Here is a 23,492-nt window from a genome sequence, read left to right as displayed (position 1 = left end):
CCCATCGACGCACCCCACCCCCTCTCCCCTTGAGGGAGAGGGCCGGGGAGAGGTGTGAACCACCACGCCTCCCATCGACGCACCCCACCCCCTCTCCCCTTGAGGGAGAGGGCCGGGGAGAGGGGTGAACCACCACGCCTCCCATCGACGCACCCCACCCCCTCTCCCCTTGAGGGAGAGGGCCGGGGAGAGGGGTGAACCTCGACGCTCCCCATCGACGCACCCCACCCCCCTCTCCCCCTGAGGGAGGGGGCCGGGGAGAGGGGTGAACCACCGTGGCCCGCCCGCCTCGCACCCTCACATCGAATCCCCCACCCCTCCGCGCCGACACCCCTCACCCCAACCCTCTCCCTCAAGGGGAGAGGGGGCCTGTCGGCGGTCCGGACGAATCACGGTGGTTGCCTCCCGCCTCACCCCTCCAGATCCGCCCGCACGCGCTCGAACACCGCCCGGAACATGTCCCGCGTCAGCCGGCCCGTGTTCGTGTTGTAGCGCGAGCAGTGATAGCTGTCGTAGAGCCGCCGCGCGTCCAGCGGGTGCACGGCCCCGTGGGCGAACGGCGCGGAGGCGATCGGGCGCTTCAGCGCGCGGAGCACCTGGTCGTGGGCGATTCGCCCGAGCGCCACGATGGCGCGCACGCCGGTGGCCTCGGCGAGGGTCGCTTCGAAGAACGGCCGGCAGGTGGCGATCTCGTCCCCGGTCGGCTTGTTTTCCGGCGGCACGCAACGCACCGCGTTGGTGATCGTCGCGCCGACGAGCGCGAGGCCGTCGTTCGGGTCGGCCCGGAACACGCCCTCGGCGAAGCCGAAGTCGGTCAGCGTCTCGTAGAGGAGGTCGCCCGCGTAGTCGCCCGTGAACGGCCGCCCGGTGCGGTTCGCGCCGCGCAGCCCCGGCGCGAGGCCGACGATCATCAGCCGGCTCGAAGCGGGTCCGCCCACCGGCACGAAGCTCGGCACCGGCGCGTTGTGCCAGCCTGGCTCCAGCGCCCGATGCTTTTCGCGGAAAGCCACCAGTCGCGGGCAGCGCGGGCAGTCGCGCGGCGGCTCCGGCCCGAGGGCGGCGGCGAGATCGGCACGTGGCGGCATGGCGGTTCCGGCGTTGCGGCGGGCGCGGGGGGAGGGAGGCGTCGACGCCATGGTGCGGCGGCCGAGCCCGATTCGCGAGGCCCCGGAACCAGGGCCCGCGCCGCGAGGCGGACGGGACGGCCGTGGGGGTCCATCACCTGGGGCGCGTCGGTCGTCAAGATCTCGGGCGCCCGCTTTACCAGCATCCTGGCGCCCGTCTGCCCGCCATCACCCGACAAGGCTGTGCTCGTCCGGGCGCCGTTCGCCCGACGTGTGGCAGGCGGGCCGGTGATGCCGGAGCGGGGGGCGAACCGCCCGCGGGCGGCCAGCGGTCCGGCCGCCCGCAGGCGGCTCGGCGGGGGAGCGAATCACTCCCGGTCTTCGTCCACCTGCGCCTGCGAGGCGCGCTCGGCGGCTCGGGCGGCCCGTTCCGCGGGATCGCGGCCGATTCGCCCGGCGAGGGTGGCGAGGTCGATGAAGTGGTCCGCCTGCCGGCGCAGTTCGTCGGCCACCATGGCGGGCTGGGTCTGCAGCGTGGAGACCACGCTCACCTTGCGGCCCTTGCGCTGGATCGCCTCAACGAGCGAGCGGAAGTCGCCGTCGCCGGAGAACAGCACGATGTGGTCGATGTATTCGGCCAGCTCCATGGCGTCCACCGCGAGCTCGATGTCCATCGAACCCTTGATCTTGCGGCGCCCGGTGCTGTCGAAGAACTCCTTGGTGGGCTTGGTGACGACCTTGTACCCGTTGTAGTCCAGCCAGTCGATGAGGGGGCGGATCGACGAATACTCCTGGTCCTCGGCCAAGGCGGTATAATACAGAGCCCGAAGGAGGTACCCCTTCGCGCTGAACTCCTTCAGGAGCCGACGGTAGTCGATATCGAAGCCCAGGGCCTTCGCCGTCGCATAGAGGTTTGCGCCGTCGATGAACAGGGCGATCTTTTCGCGTTCGTCGAACATTAGGGGAACTTCTCACCTCTTCCAAAGCTCAAGGCTTTTTCTTCGTTAAACCCCCAACCCTAATTTTTCCTGACGATCCGGCGCATGGATCGAATGGCGCGGGGCTGGCCATATTCTATCGTTCGTGCGGTCGATTTCCCACCAGCATCCCCCGCCGGATCCAGGTCCAGGCGGCTGGCGGCTGACATGATCGGACCGACACGATCGTATGTGATCTCACGATCGTATTTGATTTCAGAGAGCGAGTTCAGACGACGCCGCCGCGGCCTGCTGGAATCGCATGCCCGGCGAGGAATTTCGAATTCCTGAGGTGGGACTTGATATCGTTGTCTCTAGTTCGCAATCGCCGAAAGGATAGGCGAGGCTTGCAATCCTGTCGAGCGCGTTTTATGTCACGAGACTAGCACACGGGTGGAAAAGTCCCGGATGCCGCCCCCGTCGCGGCCTCCCATCGACCACCGCACTCTTCGGACCGCGTCGCTCGTCGCAGGGTCGGCTCACCCCGCCGCCCGCCGCCGCGTCGCAAAGGTCCGAGCGCCGAGGAGTATTGATACGATGGCTCGCGTCACCGTCGAAGATTGCATCGACAAGGTCGAGAACCGGTTCGAGCTGGTTCTTCTGGCCAGCCACCGCGCCCGCATGATCTCGTCCGGCTCGCCGCTGACGATCGACCGCGACAACGACAAGAACCCGGTCGTCGCCCTGCGCGAGATCGCGGAGGTCACGGTGGCGACCGACGACCTCAAGGAGGATCTCATCCACTCCCTGCAGAAGTATGTGGAAGTGGACGAGCCCGAGCAGGAGCCCGTCGCCGGCCTCATCGGGGCCCCCGGCGAGGAGATCGCGGACGACGAGATCGCCTTCGACCAGATGTCCGAGGAGGAGCTCCTCAAGGGGCTCGAAGGTCTCGTCCCGCCGGAGAAGGTGGAAGAGATCTGACCGGTCCGCGGTCCTTTTCCCGACCAACGGACTTCGATCGACGGCCTCGTACCCGGGCGGCGCACCGCCCCCGGTGCGGGGCCTTCGTCGTCCCTGCGCCTGGACACCGGCCCGGACGCGGGCACTGTGGAGCCGGCAGCTCCGAAGGCCACGGAGCCGCCTGATGGACCCGCGAGAGGGGGAGGGGTCAGTCTTCCATGATGCGGCAGTACGAACTCGTGGAGCGGGTTCAGACCTACAATCCCGACTGTGACGAAGGCATCCTGAACCGCGCCTACGTGTACGCCATGCAGAAGCACGGCCTGCAGAAGCGCGCGTCCGGCGACCCCTACTTCTCCCATCCGTTGGAGGTCGCCGCCATCCTCACCGGCCTGCACGTGGACGAGGCGACCATCGTGATCGCGCTCCTCCACGACACCATCGAGGACACCGACGCCACCCGGCAGGAGATCGACACCCTGTTCGGCGAGGAGATCGGCAACCTCGTGGAGGGCCTCACCAAGCTGAAGAAGCTGGACCTCGTCTCCAAGCGCACCGAGCAGGCGGAGAACCTCAGGAAGCTCCTCCTCGCCATCGCCGAGGACGTGCGCGTGCTTCTCGTCAAGCTCGCCGACCGGCTCCACAACATGCGCACGCTCCACTACGTGCCGGAGCAGAAGCGGGCCCGCATCGCCGAGGAGACGATGGAGATCTATGCGCCGCTCGCCGGCCGCATGGGCATGCAGGACATGCGCGAGGAGCTGGAGCACCTCGCCTTCAAGACGCTCAATCCGGACGCCTACCAGACCATCTCCCAGCGCCTGGAAGAGATCCGCTCCAAGAACCTGTCGCTGATCGGCGACATCGAGCGCGAGCTCTCCGACCATCTCGCCCAGCGCGGCATCAAGGCGGTCGTGAAGGGGCGGCAGAAGCGGCCCTATTCGATCTTCCGCAAGATGATCACCAAGCAGCTCGGCTTCGAGCAGCTGTCCGACATCTACGGCTTCCGTGTGCTCGTCGACGAGGTGGACACCTGCTACCGCACGCTCGGCGTGGTCCACACCATCTGGGCGTCCGTGCCGGGCCGGTTCAAGGACTACATCTCGACGCCGAAGCAGAACGACTACCGTTCGCTCCACACCACCGTGGTCGGCCCGCACCGACAGCGCGTCGAGCTGCAGATCCGCACCCACGACATGAACCGCATCGCCGAATACGGCATCGCGGCCCACGCGCTCTACAAGGATGGCGCGGCGCACCGGCCCGTGGGCGCCAGCCTGCCGCAGCTCACCGACGAGAGCCGCGCCTACGCCTGGCTCCGGCGCACCATCGAATCGCTCTCCGACGGGTCGAGCCCGGAGGAATTCCTGGAGAACACCAAGCTCGAGCTGTTCCAGGACCAGGTCTTCTGCTTCACCCCCAAGGGCCGGCTGATCAACCTGCCGCGCGGCGCGACGCCGATCGACTTCGCCTACGCGGTCCACACGGACGTCGGCAACACCTGCGTCGGCTGCAAGGTGAACGGCCGCATCATGCCGCTGGTCACCCAGCTCCAGAACGGCGACGAGGTGGAGATCATCCGCTCCAAGGCGCAGGTTCCGCCGCCCACCTGGGAGACGATCGCCATCACCGGCAAGGCCCGCGCCGCAATCCGCCGGGCGACCCGCGACGCCACCCGCAAGCAGTTCGCCAGCCTCGGCCGGCAGGTGCTGCAGGCGGCCTTCTCCCGCGCCAAGCGCGACCTCAGCGACAGCCTGCTGGAGCTCGCCCTGCCGCGCCTCGGCCAGCCCACGGTCGCCGACCTGCTCGCCGCGGTCGGCCGCGCCGAGATCCCGTCCACCGACGTCCTCAAGGCCGCCTTCCCGGACTACAAGGACGAGCGGGCCGCCTCCGTCGCCGTGCGCGGCGAGCTCAACCGGGCCGAGGAGGGCTGGTTCTCCTTCGCCGGCCAGACCGGCATGAAGTTCCGCCACATGAACTCCGACGAGGTCGGCGGACGCGGCCTGCCGGTGCGCTCCATCGCGGCCGATATGCCGGTCCGCTTCGCCCCCAACGGCGGCGCCGTGCCGGGCGACCGCATCGTCGGCATCATCACGCCGGGGGAGGGGATCACCATCTACCCGATCCAGTCGCCCGCCCTCAAAGCCTACGACGAGCAGCCGGACGTCTGGCTCGACGTGCGCTGGGACATCGACGCCGACGACCCGGTCCGCTTCCCGGCGCAGATCGCCATCCACTCGTTCAACGAGCCCGGCTCCCTCGCCCGCATCGCCCAGACCATCTCGGACAACGACGGCAACATCGACAACATCCGCATGGCCCGCCGCACCTCCGACTTCCACGAGGTCGTCATCGACCTGGAGGTCTACGACCTGAAGCACCTGAACCGCATCATCAACCAGCTGCGCACCGTCCAGAACGTCAGCCGCGTCGAGCGCGTCAACGGCTGACGCCCGCGCGGGCGGCAGCCGCTTTCCCTCCGCCGCCTCGCCCCTCGTACCTGGATTTCCCACCTCCCACCCTTTACATGGAGGGTTCACGTCGGCAGGGCGCGCGAGGGAGACGGGCAGGGGTGTTCGCACGACGACACAGGCGGGACTGGCGGCAGAGCGCGCGCCACGCGATCTGGCCGCGACGGGGCTGGCGTCGGACGCTGGCCTACATCTGGAAGCGCATCGTGCGCCTGTCCGCCTCGCCCCACGCGGTGGCGGCCGGCGTGGCCGCGGGGGCGCTCGCCTCCTTCACGCCCTTCATCGGCCTTCACTTCCTGCTGGCTTTCCTGATCGCCTTCCTGATCCGCGCCAACATGCTCGCCGCCGCCCTCGGCACCGCGATCGGCAACCCGCTGACCTTCCCGCTCATCTGGGCGAGCACCTACGAGGTCGGCCGCTGGATCCTCTCCGGCGGCGCCGACCACATCGCCCATCCGGCCGACGCCATGACGCCCGCCGGCACCGGCGTCCTCGCCGAAGGCCTGTTCCAGGCCGGGATCGAGCGCCTCTGGCCGGTGCTGAAGCCCATGCTGGTCGGCAGCGTGCCGCTCGGCGTCCTCGCCGCCGTCGTCACCTACGCGGCCGTCTATCCGGCCGTGAGAGGCTTCCAGGCCCGCCGGCGGGATCGCCTCAGCCGTCACCGCGTTGCTCTGCGACCCGTCACCGGGCACGAGGGAGCCCCGTCATGATCATCGGCATCGGCAGCGACCTGATCGACATCCGCCGCGTGGAGAAGACCCTGGAGCGCTTCGGCGACCGCTTCACCCAGCGCGTCTTCACCGAGATCGAGCGCCAGCGCTCGGATCGGCGCAAGGAGCGCGCCGCCTCCTACGCCAAGCGCTTCGCCGCCAAGGAGGCCTGCTCCAAGGCCCTCGGCACCGGCATCCGCATGGGTGTGAACTGGCGCGAGATGGGCGTCGTCAACCTGCCGTCCGGCCAGCCGACGCTGACCCTCACGGGCTCGGCCCTCGAACGGCTGACCAGCCTCACGCCGCCGGGCCTCGTCGCCCGGATCGACCTCACCATCACGGACGACCATCCGCTGGCTCAGGCCTTTGTGGTGATCTCCGCCTGGCCGGAAGGCTGGCCCCGGCTCACCTGAACCACCGGGTCGGTGGCGCGCCGACCGACCGGCGGCGCCATCGCGGCCCTGGCGAGCGCCCGGGCCTTCGCCTTCTCGCCCGCGGTGCCCCGGCTCGCCTTGTCCCATTCCGCGGCGTAGACCGCCGCCACCGCCGCCGACCGGCGCGACAGCCGCCACAGCGCTTCCAGCGCCGCGTTGCGCACCGCCGTGCCGCGCACCTGCCGCAGCGCCAGCAGCCGCTCGGCGATCGCCTCGATCTCCCCGTCCGGCCAGCGCCGGAGCGACACCACCGCGGCCAGCGCCGCCTGCACGGCCGGATCCTCGTGGCGCATGAACAGCGCCCGCAGCCGTCCGGCCAGCGGCTCCAGCGCCCGGTGACGCGCCCGCGCGACCCGCTCCACCGCCTCAGCGGCGCGCATCCGCACGCCCTTGTGCGGATCGTCCAGCGCGTCGACGAGCTCGGCCAGGATGTCCGCCCGCGCGGCCGCCGCCTCCACCAGCACCGCCGGGGCGGCGCGCGTGCCCGCCGGGGCGAGCCGCAGCAGCGGCCGCACGGACGAGCGGGGGAGGTACCGGAAACTGTGGCCGGACGAGGCGTCGTCGACAGGCGCGGTTCGGGCGGTGCTGGCCGTGGTCATCCGGTGTCTCCTCCACGTCGGGTGGGCGCGCGGCGTCCGCTGCCGCCGGTCTCCCGGGCGGGCTCGCCCTCTCCTGCCACGGACCCGCTGAAGGAAGCGTATACGTGCGCGTTGCATCAGGGGGTGGCGGCGGCCGTCCGTCATGACCGGCGGCACCCCGCGACCGCCGTTCCCGCGACGGTCCCACGACCGGTCCCCGCCGCAATTCCGCTCGTTTTGGCCATCACGCGTTGCACGCCCGGAAGCGACCCGGTACAAGGCGCAGGGACGGGTCAGCGGACCCCTCGATAGGATCTGAGATGAGCGTGACGAGCGACAAGGACGCCGCCAAGGGCGGGATCGGCGAGACCGTGAAGGTCATCTTCCAGGCCCTCCTGCTGGCCCTGGTGGTGCGGACCTTCCTCTATCAGCCCTTCTCGATTCCCTCCGGGTCGATGAAGTCCACCCTCCTCGTCGGCGATTATCTGTTCGTCTCCAAGTTCGCCTACGGCTACAGCCGCTATTCCTTCCCGTTCGGCCTCGCGCCCATCGACGGGCGCGTCTGGTCCGCCGCTCCGGAGCGCGGCGACGTGGCGGTGTTCAAGCTGCCGGCCGACAACAGCACCGACTACATCAAACGCGTCGTCGGCCTGCCGGGCGACCGCGTCCAGATGCGCGACGGCGCACTCTTCATCAACGACCAGCCCGTCCAGCGCGAGAAGGTGTCCGACTTCGTCGAGACCGATCCGCTCGGCCGCACCGTCAGCGTGCCGCGCTACCGCGAGACCCTGCCGAACGGCGTCAGCTACTACACGCTCGACCTGGTGCCCGATTCCACGGCCGACAACACGCCCGTCTTCGAAGTGCCCGCCGGGCACTATTTCATGATGGGCGACAACCGGGACAACTCGGCCGACAGCCGCGTCCCCGGTTCGGGCGTCGGCTACGTGCCGTTCGAGAACCTGATCGGTCGCGCCGACGTGATCTTCTTCTCCATGGACGAGAGCGCGAAACCGTGGATGATCTGGACATGGCCCTGGTCGGTCCGCTGGGACCGTATGCTTGACACGCTCGGGTGATGTCGCCGACCTTCGAGAAAGCGGTCGAGGCGCTTGAGACGCGGATCGGCTACGCCTTTCGCGACCGCTCCCACGCGGTCCGGGCGCTCACCCACCGCAGCGCCGTTCCGGGCGACCGGGTCGCCCACGAGAGCTACCAGCGCCATGAATTCCTCGGCGACCGCGTCCTCGCCCTCGTCATCGCCGAAATGCTCTTCCGCGCCCATCCGAAGGCCGAGGAGGGCGATCTCGCCCGCCGCCTGAACCAGCTCGTCCGCAAGGAGACCTGCGCCGAGGTGGCCGTCGCCCTCGACCTCGGCGTCGCCATCCGGCTCGGGCCGGGCGAGCGCCAGTCCGGCGGCCGGCGCAAGGAGGCGATCCTCGCCGACGTGGCCGAGGCGGTGATCGCCGCCATATACCTCGACGGCGGCTACGAGCCCGCCCGCGACTTCGTGGAGCGCAACTGGCGCCCGCGCATGGACGGGCTGTCCGGGCCGCTGCGCGACGCCAAGACCACCCTTCAGGAATGGGCCCAGGGCAAGGGCCTGCCGACCCCGTCCTACGAGGCCATCGACCGGTCCGGCCCGGACCACGCGCCCCAGTTCACCGTCCGGGTCTCGATCCCGAACGGGCCGACGGGCGAGGGCAGGGGGAAATCGAAACGCGAGGCGGAAATGGCCGCCGCCACGGGCGTTCTGGTCCGTGAAGGGATCTGGAGTGCCGACCATGGATGACGACCGCAAGCGCGGGGACGACCCCGCACCCGACGAGACCGCCGCCCCTCGGAGCCCCTCGGCGGACGAAGCCGGCCCGGACGCCCCGGCCCTCGCCGCCGGCGACCGGGACGCCGCCTCGGATCCGGACGGCGACGACGCCCTCGCCACCGCCCAGGCGGACGACGACCTGGACGACGACGCGCTCGAGGACGAAGACCTCGACGGGGACGATCTCGACGACGAGCTTCAGGACGGCGAGGCCGGCCCCGACGACGATATCGGCGACGACATCGACGCCGACCCGAACGCCCCGACGCGCGCGGGCTTCGTGGCGCTGATCGGCGCGCCGAACGCCGGCAAGTCCACGCTCCTCAACCAGCTGGTCGGCGCCAAGGTCTCCATCGTCAGCCACAAGGTGCAGACCACGCGCGCCATCATGCGCGGCATCGCCATGGCAGGCCGCGCCCAGGTCATCTTCGTCGACACGCCCGGCATCTTCCAGCCCAAGCGCCGGCTCGACCGCGCCATGGTGGACACCGCCTGGGGCGGCGCCGCCGACGCCGACATGGTCGCGCTCCTCATCGACGTGAAAAAGGGCATCGACGAGGACATCGCCCCGATCGTCGAACGGCTGCGCGATCTGAAGCGGCGCAAGATCCTGATCCTCAACAAGATCGACACCGTGAAGCGCGAGTCCCTGCTCGCCCTCTCGGCCGACCTCAACGCCCGCGTCGACTTCGACGCCACCTTCATGGTCTCCGCCCTCAACGGCTCGGGCGTGAAGGACCTCCTCCGCCACTTCTCCAAGACCCTGCCGGAAGGGCCCTGGCTCTATCCGGAGGACCAGATCTCCGACCTGCCCATGCGCATGCTGGCGGCCGAGATCACCCGCGAGAAGGTCTTCCTCCGCCTCCACGACGAACTGCCCTACGCCTCCACCGTGGAGACGGAGCAGTGGAAGGAGCTGAAGGACGGCGCCGTCCGCATAGAGCAGGTGATCTTCGTGGAGCGCGAAAGCCAGCGGAAGATCGTCCTCGGCAAGGGCGGCCAGACCATCCGGGCCATCTCCATGGCCTCCCGCGAGGAACTGCAGGGCATCATGGAGCGCCCCGTGCACCTGTTCCTGTTCGTGAAGGTCCGCGAGAACTGGTCCGACGACCCGGAGCGCTACCGCGAGATGGGCCTGGAATACCCCCGCAAGTAACCGGCGGGCGAGACCCGCCGGATCCGGCGGGTCCGACCTCGGCGGCCCGTCCACCGCGACCGGCGCCGCCCGCCCGATCGCGCGTAACGCTTCCTTCGGCCCCGTCGCGCGGCGCTCCCCGGTGGGGTCGCGCCGCCGCCCTGTCCGCCGCTACTCCATCCGCTCGGGCAGATAATCCTCGCGGGCGAGGTTGCCGAACCGGGTGAACTGCGCCTCGAAAGCCAGCTGCACCGTGCCGGTGGGTCCGTGGCGCTGCTTGGCGACGATCACCTCGGCCTTGCCGGTGACCGATTCCATCTCCGCCGCCCACTTGAAGAAGTCCTCGGTGCCTTCCTTCGGCTTCTTCGACTGCAGGTAGTACTCGTCGCGGTAGATGAACATCACCACGTCGGCGTCCTGCTCGATCGAGCCGGATTCGCGCAGGTCGGCCAGCTGCGGGCGCTTGTCTTCGCGGTTCTCCACCTGACGGGAGAGCTGCGACAGCGCGACCACCGGAACCGCCAGTTCCTTGGCGAGCGCCTTCAGGCCCGTGGTGATCTCGGTGATCTCCTGGACGCGCCCGTTCGACTGGGACCGGGCGGAGCCGGAGAGGAGCTGGAGGTAGTCGACGATCAGCAGGTCCAGCCCCCGCTGGCGCTTCAGCCGCCGGGCGCGGGCGGCCAGCTGCGCGATCGAGATACCGCCGGTGTGGTCGATATAGAGCGGCAGCGTCTGCATCTGCTGCGCGACGGCCGCCAGCTTGGCGAACTGGTTCTCGTCGATGGCGCCGCGGCGGATGTCGGACGACGAGATCTCCGCCTGCTCGGCGAGGATACGGGTGGCGAGCTGCTCGGACGACATTTCGAGCGAGAAGAAGCCCACGATGCCGCCGTTCACCGTCTTCAGCGAGCCGTCCGGCTGCTCCACCGCCTCGTAGGCGGCCGCCACGTTGTAGGCGATGTTGGTGACGAGCGAGGTCTTGCCCATGGCCGGGCGGGCCGCCAGGATCACGAGGTCCGACCGCTGCAGGCCTCCCATCTGCCGGTCCAGGTCGCTGAGGCCGGTGGAGATGCCGGAAAGATGGCCGTCGCGCTGGTAGGCCGCCGCCGCCATGTCGATGGCGTCGCGCAGCGCGTCCGAGAAGGTGTGGAAGCCGCCCTCGTAGCGGCCCGTCTCGGCGAGCTCGAACAGCCGGCGTTCCGCGTCCTCGATCTGGGCGCGCGGCGGCATGTCGATCGGCGCGTCGAACGCGATGTTGACCATGTCCTCGCCGATGCGGATCAGGTTCCGCCGCACCGCGAGGTCGTGGATGATGCGCCCGTAGTCCTCGGCATTGATGATGCTCGTCGATTCCTGCACTAGGCGCAGCAGGTACTGCGTCACCGGCATGTCGGCGATCTGCATGTCGGCCGGGTAGAAGGTCTTCAGCGAGATCGGCGACGCCACCTTGCCGGCGCGGATCAGCTGGCCGACCTTCTCGTAGATGCCGCGGTGCTGTTCGACGAAGAAGTGCTGCGCCTCCAGGAAGTCCGAGACCCGGAAGAAGGTCTCGTTGTTCATCAGCATCGTGCCCAGAAGCTGGCGTTCCGCCTCCACGTTGTGGGGCGCGGAGCGCGTCATCTGGGTGGCGTCTTCGATCTTGCGTGCCTGCGCGACCATCTGCGGCAAGGGTCCTTCTGGAGACGGCGGCCAGGATCCTGGCGGGCAATCGTCATACCCCGATCCGGCCCGTCCCGGGCTGTTCGTTAACGACTATGAGTCCTATCCACAGCTCTCCGCCGCCCGGCGGCAACAGAGCCGTCTAAATCACCGGCGCCCGGTTGACATCAGTCTACGACGATTCGCGTCAGGGGATGTCAGTGGCGGGCCGTCCCGCCCGGCGACGCAAAAAGGCGCCCCGGAGGGCGCCTTTCGCGGGATGCCGCAGCGTCCGGCGGGCGGGAGGCTCACGCCTCCTCGTCGCCGCCCTCTTCGTCGAGCACCGAGCCGACTTCGCGCACGAAGGTCTCCTCGCGGGCGCCGGCGGTCAGGTCCTCGCCGCGGGCCTGACGGTTGGCCTCGTCCTCGGAGCGGGCGATGTTCAGCGTGATGCTGGCCGACACTTCCGGGTGCAGCAGGATCTCGACCTGGTGCAGTCCGATCTCCTTCAACGGCAGGTTCAGCGCCACCTGGCTGCGGCCCACGGTGTAGCCCGCCTCGCCCAGGATGTCGGCGATGTCGCGGCTGGACACGGAGCCGTAGAGCTGGCCGGTCTCGGCCGCCTGGCGGACGACGATGAACGACCGCTGGTCGAGGCTCACCTTGACCTGGTCGGCCTCGCGGCGACGCTCGGCGTTGCGCTCCTCCAGGGACGCGCGCTCGCGCTCGAAGCGGGCCTGGTTCTCCTTGGTGGCGCGCAGCGCCTTGCCCTGCGGCAGCAGGTAGTTGCGGGCGAAGCCGTCGCGGACGCGGACGGTCTCGCCGAGGTTGCCGAGCTTGGCGACGCGCTCGAGCAGGATCACATGCATCAGTAGTCTCCTGTTGGTCTTCTTGTTTCGTCTCTCGATGGACGGGTGTACGCGCTGGTGCCGGCGGGTTCAGCCGCCGGCGGCGCGAGGGCGGCTTCCCTGCCGGAAGTCCTTGACGGCGTCGATCATGCCGGCGAGCGCCAGGACCAGGAGCGGCAGGGAAAAGGCGAAGGTGAAGGCGTAGAGGAGGCCGAGCAGCATCGGCCGGATCGCCATCGGGCGGGTCAGCACGTGCACGACCGCGAGGCCCTGGAGCGCAAAGCCCATGCCGATGGCGCCGGTGACGGAGCCGGCCGCGAGGCCGAGCGGGCTGTCGGAAAAGGCCGCGAGGGCCGCCGCCGCGAACACCGGCACGAAGGAGGCCGGCAGCGCGACGGCGTTGGCGATGTCCTCCCACGGGCGCTGCAGCCGGCCGGACACCTTCACCACCTTGGCGGCGAGCCAGATGTTGAACCCCATGACGCTGAGCCACAGCATGGCCGTCGTCACCGGCATGATGCGCACGTAGACGCGCGTGGTCTCGATCATCAGCTCCCGCTCGGGCAGCGGGTCGGTCTCGCCCGGCGCCATGGCGCGGATCGTGTCCACGATGGAGGCGGACATCTCGTCCACGTCGAGGCCGATCAGCCAGCCGGCGATTACGAGGGTCGCTGCCGTGATCGCCACCATCGAGGCGAGGACGCGGGAGAGCGGATACCATTCCAGCGCGCCGCCGTCCTCGCGCGGACGGGCGAGCCCGAGCAGGTGGCCGTACCACGCCGCGGGGCCGGCGCTGAGGAGGAGAAAGCCGAAGCCGAGCTGCGGCGCCGTCATCCCGCCGACGATCGCGGCGGCGGCGACGGCCGCGATCACGCCCGAAAGGCTGCCCCAGCCGAGACTGACGATGACGATCGGGAGCGGCGAAAGGAGAAGAAGCGGCGCGCCGAGGGCGCCGCCGCCCAATATGGCGGCGAACAGCAGCGCGGAAACGACTCCGCCTGCCAGTCCCATCAAGGCTTGCGACACTGTGATCGGCATCTTCGGCGCTGTCCCGCGTGAGGGCGGTTAGGGCTGCCGGGCCTTGTCAGGCCGCAACCCAGCTTGCGGAAAAGCCGCGGGGCGGTGCTCCGCGGCGGATGGTTCTGGCGGGCCGAAGGCCCGTGACTGGCGGGCCGAAGGCCCATGACCGGCAGGCGGAGGCCGGAGCCTCCGCCCGGCTCGATCACTTGATCACGAACGGGATCAGGCCGAGGATGCGGGCGCGCTTGATCGCCTTGGCGAGCTCGCGCTGCTTCTTGGCCGACACGGCGGTGATGCGGGACGGGACGATCTTGCCGCGCTCGGAGATGTAGCGCTGCAGGAGACGGACGTCCTTGTAGTCGATCTTCGGGGCGTTCGCGCCGGAGAACGGGCAGGTCTTCCGGCGACGGAAGAACGGCCGGCGGGTCGGAAGCTGGTTGATGTCGACCATTACTCGTTCCCTCCGAACTCGGCGTCACGGCGCGGACCGCGCTCGAAACGGTCGCGGCGCGGACCGCGGTCGCCACGCGGGCCACGGTCGCCGCGCGGGCCGTCACGGCCGTCGCGGTCGTCGCGGTCGCGCTTCTGGAGCATGGCCGACGGGCCTTCCTCCAGCTCCTCGACGCGGATCGTCATGGAGCGGAGAATGTCCTCGGAGATGCTCTGCTGCCGCTCCAGCTCGGCCACCGCCGCGTGCGGGGCGTCGAGGTTGAGGAGGACGTAGTGCGCCTTGCGGTTCTTCCGGATGCGGTAGGCCAGGGCCTTCAGACCCCAGTTCTCCACCTTCTTGACCTGACCACCGAGACCTTCGATGACGGCCTTGTACTGGTCGACCATGGTCTCGACCTGCTGGGCCGAAACGTCCTGTCGGGCCAGGAACACGTGCTCGTAGAGCGCCATGCTGGGACAGCCTTTCCTTGTCATACGTTCGCCCGGCGCCAAGCCTCTGCGAACCCGTTGGAAAGGCTCGACAGACGAAGGATCGAGAGCGGAGACACGGGAAGCGGGATCGATCGTCTGATCCACGCCGACGAACCGCTATGGCGGATCCGTCGGCCTTCCGTTCAGCCCCCAGCCGGGCATCGCCCTTGATGCGATGGCGCGGCCAATACAGGAAACGACGCCGAAACGCAAGACGACCGGGCCGATCCGGTCCTATCATGCCCGCGCCGACCGTGCCCCCGCCGCACGGTTGCCGCAAGGGGAGGGCGCCATGTTGGACGAGACGGACCTCGGATCCCCGCTCGATCGGCTGGGTCCCGACGCGCTCGCCGTGCTCCGCCGCCAGGCGAGCCGGGTCCGCCTGCCGGCCGGCGCCCACGCCTTCCACGCGGGAGATCCCTGCTCCGCCTATCTGTGGGTCCGCGAGGGCCGGGTGCGGGTGCAGCTCGTGGCCGAGAGCGGACGCGAGATCGTCCTCTACCGGGTGGCGCCCGGGGAGAGCTGCGTGCTCACCACGTCCGGCCTCTTCGCCCACGAGCCCTACGCGGCCGAGGGCATCTGCGAGACCGACGTGGCGGCGCTCGCGATCCCGGTCGCCGCCTTCCGGGATCTCCTGGCCGTCTCCGAGCCGTTCCGCGATCTCGTCCTCGGCGACTACGCCCGGCGCATCGGCGACATCCTGATGACAATGGACGGCGCCGCCTCGCGCCACATCACCGAACGCTTGGCCGCGGTGCTCCTGCGCGAGGCCGGCGAGGACGGCGCCGTCGCCATGACCCATCACCAGCTCGCCGTGGAGCTCGGCTCCGCCCGCGAGGTGGTGAGCCGGACCCTGAAGATCCTGGAGCGCCGTGGTCTCGTCACCCTGTCCCGCGGCCGGATCACGCTCTGCGACCGGTCCGCCCTGCGAGGACTTGGCGCTGTGTGACCTCGTCACCGACCGGGCGGGCGCGATGGTGTCTGGTGGTGTCCGGGCAGCCGCCGGCTGCCGCGCTCTCGTCAGGGAATCCACGTCATGTTCGCCACCAACATGGGCTCGGCCGACCGCCTCTTCCGCGCTGTCCTCGGCGTGCTCCTCCTCGCCTTCGCGTTCACCGGCGTGCCGGAGACCGGCTTCAACTGGATCGGCTGGATCGGCGTCGTCCCGCTCGCCACCGCGGCGATCGGCTGGTGCCCGCTCTATGTCCCGTTCGGCATCAGGACCTGCCGCTCGGCCTGACGGCCCGCGCGGCGGGCGCGCGACTCCGTCGAGCGCCGCCTTGACACCCGCGTTCGCCCGTGGTGACACCCGCCCGGAGAAGGATCAGAGCCGGGAGGTGTCGTCATGGCGAACGCGTTCGTGTTTCCGGGGCAGGGCAGTCAGGTGGTCGGCATGGGCAAGGCTCTCGCCGACGCCTATCCGGCCGCCCGGGCCGTCTTCGAGGAGGTGGACGACGCGCTCGGCGAGACCCTGTCCGACGTCATCTGGACCGGCCCGGAGGATGCCCTCACCCTGACGGCGAACGCCCAGCCGGCCCTGATGGCCGTGTCGGTCGCCGCCATGCGGGCCCTGGAGGCGGAGGGCATCGCCCTCAAGGACCACGCCGCCTTCGTCGCCGGCCACTCGCTCGGCGAATACTCCGCGCTCGCCGCCGCCGGCAGCCTGTCGGTCTCCGACGCCGCCCGGCTCCTGCGCACCCGCGGCGACGCCATGCAGAAGGCGGTCGCCGTCGGCGCCGGCGCCATGGCGGCGCTCCTCGGCCTCGACTACGCCGCCGCCGTGGAGGTCGCCGAGGAGGCGTCCGCCGGCGAGGTCTGCGAGGCGGCGAACGACAACGCGCCCGGGCAGGTGGTCGTCTCCGGCCACCGCACCGCCGTGGAGCGGGCGCTGGAGATCGCCAAGCGCAAGGGCGCCAAGCGCGCCGTCCTTCTGCCCGTGTCCGCGCCCTTCCACTGCGCCCTGATGCAGCCGGCCGCCGCCGTCATGGCCGAGGCCCTCGCCGCCGCGACCGTGTCCGCGCCGATCGTCCCGGTCGTCTCCAACGTGCTCGCCCGGCCCATCACCGATCCGGCCGAGATCCGCGCCCGCCTCGTCGAGCAGGTGACCGGCACGGTGCGCTGGCGCGAATCGGTGGAGTGGCTCGCCGCCGACGGTGGCGTGACCCGGTTCGTCGAGGTGGGCGCCGGCAAGGTGCTGGCCGGCCTCGTCAAGCGCATCGCCAAGGACGCCGCCGCCGTCTCCGTCGGCGCCCCCGACGACATCGCCGCCGCCCGCGCCCTCCTCGGCGCCTGACCACCCCGGCCCGCGGGACGCCGCCTGTCGTCCTTGTCCGCGCTTGACAGACGGCGCGGGGCATGGTGACAGGCGGCTGACCGCTGCCGGGATCCCCCGACGCACCACCAGTCATCCAGGGAAAGCCGTCGCATGTTCGATCTCACCGGCCTGTCGGCCCTCGTCACCGGCGCCTCGGGCGGCATCGGCGGCGCGATCGCCAAGGCGCTGCACGCCCACGGCGCCACCGTCGTGATCTCCGGCACCCGCACCGCTCCCCTGGAGGAGTTGGCCGCGGCGCTTGGCGACCGGGTGCACATCGCGACCGCCAACCTGTCCGACCGCGCCGCCGTCGACGCCCTGATGCAGACCGCCGAGCAGCAGACCGGCGGCATCGACATCCTGGTCAACAACGCGGGCATCACCCGCGACGGCCTGTTCATGCGCATGAAGGACGAGGACTGGGACCAGGTGATCGAGGTCAACCTCACGTCCGGCTTCCGCCTGTCCCGCGCCGCCCTGAAGGGCATGATGAAGCGCCGCTTCGGCCGCATCATCGGCATCACCTCCGTGGTGGGCGTCACCGGCAACGCCGGCCAGGGCAACTACGCCGCCGCCAAGGCCGGCATGATCGGCATGACCAAGGCGCTCGCCCAGGAAGTCGCCACCCGCAACATCACCGCCAACTGCGTGGCGCCCGGCTTCATCGAGACCGCGATGACCGACGCCCTCAACGAGAAGCAGCGCGAGGCCGCTCTCGCCCAGGTGCCGGCCGGCCGGCTCGGCACCGGCGAGGAGATCGCCGCCGCGTGCGTCTACCTGGCCAGCCGCGAGGCCGCCTACGTGACCGGCCAGACGCTGCACGTCAACGGCGGCATGGCGATGATCTGACACCGTTTTTCCGCGCGCGGCCGGGGTGCGCGCGCGGGCCGGGGCAGGGCGCCTCCCACACTGGTCAACGCGGCGGAAGTGTGATACCAAGCCGCCGATCCGTTCGGGAGACGCCAGCGATACAATGGGAACCTACCTCTCCGGACCCATCGCTCCGGTGATCGGGACGGCCGCTCGATCCGCGCTCGGATCGGCAACGACCTGAGTGGCGGCCGACGTCCACGTCCCGATCCGAATTCAAATCCCGTTCTCAATATCCTTTAGCAACATGAGGATCTCCTAAGATGAGCGATGTCGCTGAGCGCGTGAAGAAGATCGTGGTCGAGCATCTCGGCGTGGATGCCGAGAAGGTCACCCTGGAAGCCTCCTTCATCGAGGACCTGGGCGCCGACTCGCTCGACACGGTCGAGCTCGTGATGGCCTTCGAGGAAGAGTTCGGCGTCGAGATCCCGGACGATGCCGCCGAGACCATCCTGACGGTCGGCGACGCGGTCAAGTTCCTCGAGAAGGCCACCGGCTGATCCTTCCGGATCCCGGCGGTTCCATCGATCCGGACTGTCCCCGGGGGTGGCGAATGGCGAACGGGTCTCCGTTCACCGGCGTCCGCCCCCGTTGACGTTTGAGGTTCCCGCCGTGCATCCCCATATGGCCCGGGCAGGCGCCTGACGCCGCTCCGGTTCTGATTCTCGCATGGAGGCGTTCCGCGTATGAGACGCGTCGTCATCACAGGTCTCGGTATGGTGACCCCGCTCGCGAGCGGCGTCGAGGCCACCTGGAAGAGGCTGATCGCCGGCGAAAGCGGTGCGCGGCGCATCGAAACGTTCGAGGTCGACGACCTGCCGTGCCAGATCGCCTGCACGATCCCGCGCGGCGACGGCACCAACGGCACCTTCAACGCCGACGAGTGGATGGAGCCCAAGGAGCAGCGCAAGGTCGACGACTTCATCGTCTTCGCCGTCGCCGCCGCCTCCCAGGCCGTCGAGGACAGCGGCTGGAAGCCGACCGAACACGAGGACCAGATCCGCTCCGGCGTCCTGATCGGCTCCGGCATCGGCGGCATCGAGGGCATCGTGGAGGCCGGCTATACCCTGCGCGACAAGGGTCCGCGCCGCGTGTCGCCCTTCTTCATCCCGGGCCGGCTGATCAACCTCGCCTCCGGCCACGTCTCCATCAAGTACGGCTTCAAGGGCCCGAACCACGCGGTGGTCACCGCCTGCTCGACCGGCGCCCACGCCATCGGCGACGCGGCTCGCCTGATCGCCCTCGACGACGCGGACGTGATGGTGGCCGGCGGCACCGAGAGCCCCGTCTGCCGCATCTCCGTCGCGGGCTTCGCCGCCTGCAAGGCGCTCTCCACCGGCTTCAACGACAATCCGACCGCCGGCTCGCGCCCCTACGACCGCGACCGCGACGGCTTCGTCATGGGCGAGGGCGCCGGCGTGGTGGTGCTTGAGGAACTCGAGCACGCCAAGAAGCGCGGCGCGAAGATCTACGCCGAGGTGATCGGCTACGGCCTGTCCGGCGACGCCTACCACATCACCGCGCCGGCCATGGACGGCGACGGCGCCTATCGCTGCATGCAGATGGCGCTGAAGCGGGCGGGCGTGTCGCCCTCCGACATCGACTACGTGAACGCCCACGGCACCTCCACGCCGCTCGGCGACGAGATCGAGCTCGGCGCGGTCACCCGCATCGTCGGCGATGCGGCGGCCAGCATCTCCATGTCGTCCACCAAGTCGATGACCGGCCACCTGCTCGGCGCCGCCGGCGCGATCGAGGCGATCTTCTCCACCCTGGCCATCCGCGACGGCGTGCTCCCGCCGACGATCAACCTGGAGAACCCGTCGGTGGAGACGGCCATCGACCTGGTGCCGAACGTCGCCAAGGAGAAGAAGGTCAAGGTCGCGCTGTCGAACTCCTTCGGGTTCGGCGGCACCAACGCCTCCCTCGTGCTCCGCGCGTTTGAAGGCTGAGGGCGCGCGAAATATGCTGTGTGCACGCGAAATGGGCGGTTTCGCCGTTTCGCCATAATGGTCGATAGCCTCGACCTGAGCTGACGATCGCGGAGGCCTGCCCCCGGCGGGCCTCCCGGAGCACAGATCGGAACCGGACACGGCCATGGACGACACTTCGCACAACGCCCCGGTCGGCGACCGCCCCGAGCCGCCGCAGTCGCCGAGCCGCATCAATCCGAAGAGCCCCCGCGAGGCGATCACGCCGGAACTCGCGCCAGCGCCGCCGCTCCGCTCCGAGCGGGTGCGCAACCCGCTGGTCGTGGCGCTCAACGCGCTCCTCACCATCCTGGTGCTGGCCGCCCTCGGCATCGGCGGCGTGCTCTACTGGGGCAAGTCCGAGTTCGACGCCAAGGGACCGCTGACCACCGAGAAGGCCGTGCTGGTGCCGAGCGGCTCGGGCCTGCAGGCGATCGCCGACACGCTGGAGCGGGAGGGCGTGATCGCCGACCGCTACGTGTTCATGGGCGGCATCACCGCCTACCGGCAGACCGCCCGGCTGAAGGCGGGCGAGTACGCCTTCGCGCCCGGCGTCAGCATGCGGGAGGTCATGGACCTCCTCGTCTCCGGCAAGGCCATTCTGCACACCGTCACCGTCCCGGAAGGTCTCACCTCCCGGCAGATCGTGAACCGCCTGCGCGAGCATCCCATGCTGACCGGCGAGGTGGACGAGATCCCGGCCGAGGGCACGCTCCTGCCGGAGACCTACAAGTTCTCGCGCGGCACCACCCGCAAGCAGATCCTCGCCCAGATGCAGGCCGCCCACGAGCGCGCCGTGCGCGACATCTGGGCGAATCGCAACAAGGACATCCCGATCGAGACGCCCCAGCAGCTCGTCACGCTGGCGTCCATCGTCGAGAAGGAGACCGGCCGCGCCGACGAGCGGCCGCGCGTCGCTTCCGTGTTCATCAACCGGCTGCGCTCCAACATGCGCCTGCAGTCCGACCCGACGATCATCTACGGCATCGTCGGCGGGGAGGGCACGCTCGGCCGGCCGATCCGGCGGTCCGACATCGACGCCCGGACGGCGTACAACACCTACCAGATCAACGGCCTCCCGCCCGGACCGATCGCCAACCCGGGCCGCGCGGCCCTGGAGGCGGTCGCGACCCCCTCGACCACCAAGGATCTCTACTTCGTCGCCGACGGCACGGGCGGGCACGTCTTCGCCGGCAGCCTCGCCGAGCACAACCGGAACGTGGCCGCCTGGCGCGCCATCGAACGCCAGCGCGCCGCCACCGGCGCGGTGGACCAGCGCGAGCCGGATGCGACCGCGCCCACCGAGGCCGCCGTCGAGGAGGCTGAAGGCGACCCGCTCGATCTTCTGGAGGGTGCGCCGAAGCGCGATCCGGGGACGCCGGTCCTGCCGACGCCGAGACCCGAGACCTGACCGGACGATCCTGGACCGAGCCGGGTCGGATCCCGCCCGGCTCGCATCCACCGGCCGGTCACCGCCCGCGGCGCGGGCCGTAGGTCTTGCGCTTCGTCTCGGGCCGCTCGGAACGGTTGCCGGCCCTCAGCCGCGACCGGGCGAGCGGGCGGCCCTGCCGGCCGTCCGACAGGACCTCGAACCGCATCGCCCCGGCGAGCGGCGCCACCTCCACCAGCTTCACCTCCACCGTGTCGCCGAGCTGATAGGTTTCGCCCGTCCGCGAGCCGACCAGGGCGTGGCGGATCTCGTCATAGGCGTAGTAGTCCGACCCGATCGTGGAGGCGGGCACGAAGCCGTCCGCGCCCGTGTCCACCAGCTTCACGAACAGCCCGGCCTTGGTGACGCCGGCGATCCGGCCCTTGAACGTGGAGCCGATCCGGTCGGACAGCCATTCGGCGATCAGCCGGTCGATCGTCTCCCGCTCCGCCTGCATGGCCCGCCGCTCGGCCGCCGAGATGTCCGCCGCGATCCGGTCCAGCCGGTCCTCGATGCCGTCCGGCAGGCCGTCGTCGCCAAGCCCGAGCGCCCGCACGAGAGCCCGGTGGACGATCAGGTCCGCGTATCGCCGGATCGGCGAGGTGAAGTGGGCGTAGCGCCGGAGGTTCAGGCCGAAGTGGCCGATGTTCAGCGGCGAGTATTCCGCCTGGCTCTGGGAGCGCAGCACGACCTCGTTGATCAGCTGGGCGTTCGGGTGGGTCTCCACCCGCGTCAGCAGCCGGTTGAACAGGCTCGGCGTCAGGTTGCCCTGTTTGGCGATCTTCAGGTCGAGCGACGACAGGAATTCCGACAGGGCGTCCAGCTTGGTCGGCGACGGTTGGTCGTGGATCCGGTAGACGAGCGGCGACTTCTTCGCCTCCAGCGTCTCCGCCGCCGCCACGTTCGCCTGGATCATGAACTCTTCGATCAGCTTGTGGGCGTCCAGGCGCTCCGGAACCATCACCCGGTCGACGGTCCCGTCGGGCTTCAGGAGGATCTTGCGCTCGGGCAGGTCCAGGTCGAGCGGCTCGCGTTCGGTGCGCCCCTTGTGGAGGATGGCGTATCCGTCCCAGAGCGGTCGGAGGATCGGGTCCAGCAGCGGCCCGGTCTTGTCGTCCGGCCGCCCGTCGATGGCCGCCTGCGCCTGCTGGTAGGAGAGTTTCGCGGCCGACCGCATCATGATGCGGTGGAAGCTGTGGCGGCGCTTGTAGCCGTCGGCGCTGAAGATCATCCGGACCGCGAGGGCAGGGCGGTCGACGCCCTCCTTCAGCGAGCAGAGATCGTTGGAGATCCTCTCAGGCAGCATCGGGATGACCCGGTCCGGGAAGTAGACCGAGTTGCCGCGCTTCAGCGCCTCCTTGTCGAGCGCGCTGTTCGGCCGGACGTAGGCCGCCACGTCCGCGATCGCCACGGTGACGATCACGCCGCCCGGGTTGGCCGGGTCCGGGTCCGGCTCCGCGTGGACCGCGTCGTCGTGGTCCTTGGCGTCCGGCGGGTCGATGGTGACGAGCGCGAGTTCGCGCCAGTCCTCCCGGCCGGCCATGGTGGCGGGCTCCGCCGCCTCCGCCTCGGCGACCACCGCGTCGGGGAAGACGTAAGGAATCTCGTTCGCCAGGATGGCGATCATGGAGACCGCCTTCTCCGACTTCATCGATCCCACCCGCTCGCGCACCTTCGCCTGCGGCAGGCCGTAGCGGCCGGCGCGGTGCACGTCGAGGGTGACGAGGTCGCCGTCCTCGGCGCCGTTCAGGTGCGCTTCGTCGATGATGAACTCGTGTTGCTGCTTCTTGGAGATCGGCGTCACGCGCGCGCCGCCGGCGGTGCGGCGAACGACGCCCATCACGCTGTCCGCCTTCCGCTCCAGGAGCTTGATCGGCCGGACGGCCGCCCGCGCGAGCGCCTCGTAGCCGCGCGGCATGTCCGAGACGCGGGCGAGGATGCGGTCGCCGATGCCCGGGTTGACACCGCCCTCCTGGCGCCGGCCCGCCTTGCCGAGCACCAGCAGCTTCGGCGGCGGGCCGTTGTCCTCGTCCCAGGTGGCGGGCTCGGCGTAGATGTCGCCGTCGTCGTCGCGGGAGACGACCTCGCACACCAGCACGGTCGGCAGCGCGCCGGGCTTCGACAGGCGCTTGGAGCGCCGCTCGATCAGCCCTTCGCCCTCCAGCTCCTTGAGAAGCCGCTTCAGCTCGACGCGGGCCTCGCCCTTCACGTCGAAGGCCTTGGCGATGTCGCGCTTGGTGGCCCTGGACGGGTTGTCGGTGATGAAGCGCAGGACCGTCTCCCGGTCCGGGGCGAACCTGTGCGAAGCGTCGTCGTGTCCGATTCGTCTGGCCAATTCCGCGTCCCTTCTGGTCGGATGCAGAGATTAGCGGACCCGGTAGGGGCTGTCGC

23 protein-coding genes are annotated in these 23,492 nt (G+C 70.0%); 14 read left to right on the top strand and 9 right to left on the bottom strand.

The features are described from left to right. Positions 1-410: 410 nt before the first annotated feature. Together HND91_RS06280 and HND91_RS06275 are read right to left on the bottom strand one after the other, a co-directional pair. Positions 411-1,085 (bottom strand): uracil-DNA glycosylase, encoded by a 675-nt coding sequence (locus tag HND91_RS06280; protein ID WP_181705661.1) that lies wholly within the window; start codon positions 1,083-1,085, stop codon positions 411-413. Positions 1,086-1,432: 347 nt separating this feature from the next. Further along, a complete protein-coding gene (locus HND91_RS06275; RefSeq protein WP_181705660.1) occupies positions 1,433-2,023 on the bottom strand; it encodes a LabA-like NYN domain-containing protein in 591 nt (196 codons plus the stop codon). Between the two features lie 555 nt (positions 2,024-2,578). Here HND91_RS06275 and rpoZ point away from each other — a divergent pair. The 4 genes from rpoZ to acpS all read left to right on the top strand — a co-directional run bounded on the left by rpoZ (position 2,579) and on the right by acpS (position 6,535). Further along, positions 2,579-2,962 carry a DNA-directed RNA polymerase subunit omega gene (rpoZ, locus tag HND91_RS06270; RefSeq protein ID WP_181705659.1) on the top strand — a complete coding sequence of 128 codons (384 nt, stop codon included), beginning with the start codon at positions 2,579-2,581 and terminating at the stop codon, positions 2,960-2,962. A 197-nt stretch (positions 2,963-3,159) separates the two neighbouring features. Beyond that, positions 3,160-5,391, top strand: coding sequence for a RelA/SpoT family protein (locus HND91_RS06265; RefSeq protein WP_181705658.1), 2,232 nt, complete (start codon positions 3,160-3,162; stop codon positions 5,389-5,391). Between the two features lie 77 nt (positions 5,392-5,468). Then, on the top strand, positions 5,469-6,122 hold the full coding sequence (locus HND91_RS06260) for a DUF2062 domain-containing protein (RefSeq protein WP_181705657.1): 654 nt from the start codon (positions 5,469-5,471) through the stop codon (positions 6,120-6,122). Further along, on the top strand, positions 6,119-6,535 hold the full coding sequence (acpS, locus tag HND91_RS06255; protein ID WP_181705656.1) for a holo-ACP synthase: 417 nt from the start codon (positions 6,119-6,121) through the stop codon (positions 6,533-6,535). Before HND91_RS06260 ends, acpS begins: the two co-directional genes overlap by 4 nt. Here acpS and HND91_RS06250 read toward each other — a convergent pair. After that, a complete protein-coding gene (locus HND91_RS06250; RefSeq protein WP_181705655.1) occupies positions 6,481-7,155 on the bottom strand; it encodes a hypothetical protein in 675 nt (224 codons plus the stop codon). The two genes, acpS and HND91_RS06250, sit on opposite strands and share 55 nt — an antisense overlap. Positions 7,156-7,454: 299 nt before the next feature. Here HND91_RS06250 and lepB point away from each other — a divergent pair, with 299 nt between their 5' ends. The 3 genes from lepB to era all read left to right on the top strand — a co-directional run bounded on the left by lepB (position 7,455) and on the right by era (position 10,112). Next, positions 7,455-8,213, top strand: coding sequence for a signal peptidase I (gene lepB / locus HND91_RS06245; protein WP_181705654.1), 759 nt, complete (start codon positions 7,455-7,457; stop codon positions 8,211-8,213). After that, positions 8,213-8,926, top strand: a complete 714-nt coding sequence (rnc, locus tag HND91_RS06240; RefSeq protein WP_181705653.1) for a ribonuclease III — start codon at positions 8,213-8,215, stop codon at positions 8,924-8,926. The genes lepB and rnc overlap by 1 nt, the downstream gene beginning before the upstream one ends. A 259-nt stretch (positions 8,927-9,185) precedes the next feature. After that, a complete protein-coding gene (gene era, locus HND91_RS06235) occupies positions 9,186-10,112 on the top strand; it encodes a GTPase Era (protein ID WP_343057150.1) in 927 nt (308 codons plus the stop codon). Positions 10,113-10,262: 150 nt separating this feature from the next. Here era and HND91_RS06230 read toward each other — a convergent pair whose 3' ends face one another. From HND91_RS06230 to rpsF, 5 genes are all read right to left on the bottom strand, one after another. Continuing rightward, entirely contained in the window at positions 10,263-11,750 is a 1,488-nt protein-coding gene (locus HND91_RS06230; protein WP_181705652.1) for a replicative DNA helicase, read from the bottom strand. A 287-nt stretch (positions 11,751-12,037) separates the two neighbouring features. Then, positions 12,038-12,598 (bottom strand): 50S ribosomal protein L9, encoded by a 561-nt coding sequence (rplI, locus tag HND91_RS06225; RefSeq protein ID WP_181705651.1) that lies wholly within the window; start codon positions 12,596-12,598, stop codon positions 12,038-12,040. Between the two features lie 69 nt (positions 12,599-12,667). Beyond that, entirely contained in the window at positions 12,668-13,615 is a 948-nt protein-coding gene (locus HND91_RS06220) for a DUF2232 domain-containing protein (RefSeq protein WP_181705650.1), read from the bottom strand. A gap of 184 nt (positions 13,616-13,799) precedes the next feature. Continuing rightward, positions 13,800-14,048, bottom strand: a complete 249-nt coding sequence (gene rpsR, locus HND91_RS06215) for a 30S ribosomal protein S18 (RefSeq protein WP_075215854.1) — start codon at positions 14,046-14,048, stop codon at positions 13,800-13,802. Further along, on the bottom strand, positions 14,048-14,497 hold the full coding sequence (gene rpsF, locus HND91_RS06210; protein ID WP_181705649.1) for a 30S ribosomal protein S6: 450 nt from the start codon (positions 14,495-14,497) through the stop codon (positions 14,048-14,050). The genes rpsR and rpsF overlap by 1 nt, the downstream gene beginning before the upstream one ends. 313 nt (positions 14,498-14,810) lie before the next feature. On the opposite strand from rpsF, the gene HND91_RS06205 reads away from it, so the two are divergent. The 7 genes from HND91_RS06205 to mltG all read left to right on the top strand — a co-directional run bounded on the left by HND91_RS06205 (position 14,811) and on the right by mltG (position 21,083). Further along, on the top strand, positions 14,811-15,467 hold the full coding sequence (locus HND91_RS06205; protein ID WP_181705648.1) for a Crp/Fnr family transcriptional regulator: 657 nt from the start codon (positions 14,811-14,813) through the stop codon (positions 15,465-15,467). Between the two features lie 87 nt (positions 15,468-15,554). Continuing rightward, on the top strand, positions 15,555-15,758 hold the full coding sequence (locus HND91_RS06200; protein ID WP_181705647.1) for a YgaP family membrane protein: 204 nt from the start codon (positions 15,555-15,557) through the stop codon (positions 15,756-15,758). A gap of 105 nt (positions 15,759-15,863) precedes the next feature. Then, the gene (fabD, locus tag HND91_RS06195; RefSeq protein WP_181705646.1) at positions 15,864-16,811 is read left to right on the top strand and encodes an ACP S-malonyltransferase; all 948 of its coding nucleotides are present in this window, start codon (positions 15,864-15,866) and stop codon (positions 16,809-16,811) included. 132 nt (positions 16,812-16,943) lie between these two features. Continuing rightward, entirely contained in the window at positions 16,944-17,681 is a 738-nt protein-coding gene (fabG, locus tag HND91_RS06190) for a 3-oxoacyl-[acyl-carrier-protein] reductase (RefSeq protein WP_181705645.1), read from the top strand. A 284-nt stretch (positions 17,682-17,965) separates the two neighbouring features. After that, complete coding sequence (locus HND91_RS06185) at positions 17,966-18,202, top strand: acyl carrier protein (RefSeq protein WP_181705644.1); 237 nt, start codon at positions 17,966-17,968, stop codon at positions 18,200-18,202. A gap of 186 nt (positions 18,203-18,388) precedes the next feature. Then, on the top strand, positions 18,389-19,654 hold the full coding sequence (gene fabF, locus HND91_RS06180; RefSeq protein ID WP_181705643.1) for a beta-ketoacyl-ACP synthase II: 1,266 nt from the start codon (positions 18,389-18,391) through the stop codon (positions 19,652-19,654). Positions 19,655-19,799: 145 nt separating this feature from the next. After that, positions 19,800-21,083 carry an endolytic transglycosylase MltG gene (gene mltG / locus HND91_RS06175; protein ID WP_181705642.1) on the top strand — a complete coding sequence of 428 codons (1,284 nt, stop codon included), beginning with the start codon at positions 19,800-19,802 and terminating at the stop codon, positions 21,081-21,083. Positions 21,084-21,141: 58 nt separating this feature from the next. Here the strand turns inward: mltG and rnr are convergent, their stop codons facing one another. After that, positions 21,142-23,436, bottom strand: coding sequence for a ribonuclease R (rnr, locus tag HND91_RS06170; protein WP_246329316.1), 2,295 nt, complete (start codon positions 23,434-23,436; stop codon positions 21,142-21,144). Positions 23,437-23,492 lie beyond the last annotated feature (56 nt).

The organism is Chthonobacter rhizosphaerae, assembly GCF_013839525.1.
Taxonomy (GTDB): domain Bacteria; phylum Pseudomonadota; class Alphaproteobacteria; order Rhizobiales; family Pleomorphomonadaceae; genus Chthonobacter; species Chthonobacter rhizosphaerae.
This window is presented reverse-complemented; position numbering and strand designations above follow the sequence as displayed.

Bases quoted from the DNA above. Each gene is read 5' to 3' on its own strand.
- rpsF (WP_181705649.1), bottom strand. From the start codon at position 14,497: ATGGCGCTCTACGAGCACGTGTTCCTGGCCCGACAGGACGTTTCGGCC.
- HND91_RS06280 (WP_181705661.1), bottom strand. From the start codon at position 1,085: ATGCCGCCACGTGCCGATCTCGCCGCCGCCCTCGGGCCGGAGCCGCCG.
- rplI (WP_181705651.1), bottom strand. From the start codon at position 12,598: ATGCATGTGATCCTGCTCGAGCGCGTCGCCAAGCTCGGCAACCTCGGC.
- HND91_RS06205 (WP_181705648.1), top strand. From the start codon at position 14,811: ATGTTGGACGAGACGGACCTCGGATCCCCGCTCGATCGGCTGGGTCCC.
- rpoZ (WP_181705659.1), top strand. From the start codon at position 2,579: ATGGCTCGCGTCACCGTCGAAGATTGCATCGACAAGGTCGAGAACCGG.
- HND91_RS06200 (WP_181705647.1), top strand. From the start codon at position 15,555: ATGTTCGCCACCAACATGGGCTCGGCCGACCGCCTCTTCCGCGCTGTC.
- fabD (WP_181705646.1), top strand. From the start codon at position 15,864: ATGGCGAACGCGTTCGTGTTTCCGGGGCAGGGCAGTCAGGTGGTCGGC.
- fabG (WP_181705645.1), top strand. From the start codon at position 16,944: ATGTTCGATCTCACCGGCCTGTCGGCCCTCGTCACCGGCGCCTCGGGC.
- rpsR (WP_075215854.1), bottom strand. From the start codon at position 14,048: ATGGTCGACATCAACCAGCTTCCGACCCGCCGGCCGTTCTTCCGTCGC.
- mltG (WP_181705642.1), top strand. From the start codon at position 19,800: ATGGACGACACTTCGCACAACGCCCCGGTCGGCGACCGCCCCGAGCCG.
- HND91_RS06275 (WP_181705660.1), bottom strand. From the start codon at position 2,023: ATGTTCGACGAACGCGAAAAGATCGCCCTGTTCATCGACGGCGCAAAC.
- HND91_RS06230 (WP_181705652.1), bottom strand. From the start codon at position 11,750: ATGGTCGCGCAGGCACGCAAGATCGAAGACGCCACCCAGATGACGCGC.
- HND91_RS06185 (WP_181705644.1), top strand. From the start codon at position 17,966: ATGAGCGATGTCGCTGAGCGCGTGAAGAAGATCGTGGTCGAGCATCTC.
- HND91_RS06260 (WP_181705657.1), top strand. From the start codon at position 5,469: ATGGAGGGTTCACGTCGGCAGGGCGCGCGAGGGAGACGGGCAGGGGTG.
- rnc (WP_181705653.1), top strand. From the start codon at position 8,213: ATGTCGCCGACCTTCGAGAAAGCGGTCGAGGCGCTTGAGACGCGGATC.
- fabF (WP_181705643.1), top strand. From the start codon at position 18,389: ATGAGACGCGTCGTCATCACAGGTCTCGGTATGGTGACCCCGCTCGCG.
- lepB (WP_181705654.1), top strand. From the start codon at position 7,455: ATGAGCGTGACGAGCGACAAGGACGCCGCCAAGGGCGGGATCGGCGAG.
- HND91_RS06265 (WP_181705658.1), top strand. From the start codon at position 3,160: ATGATGCGGCAGTACGAACTCGTGGAGCGGGTTCAGACCTACAATCCC.
- HND91_RS06250 (WP_181705655.1), bottom strand. From the start codon at position 7,155: ATGACCACGGCCAGCACCGCCCGAACCGCGCCTGTCGACGACGCCTCG.
- HND91_RS06220 (WP_181705650.1), bottom strand. From the start codon at position 13,615: ATGCCGATCACAGTGTCGCAAGCCTTGATGGGACTGGCAGGCGGAGTC.
- acpS (WP_181705656.1), top strand. From the start codon at position 6,119: ATGATCATCGGCATCGGCAGCGACCTGATCGACATCCGCCGCGTGGAG.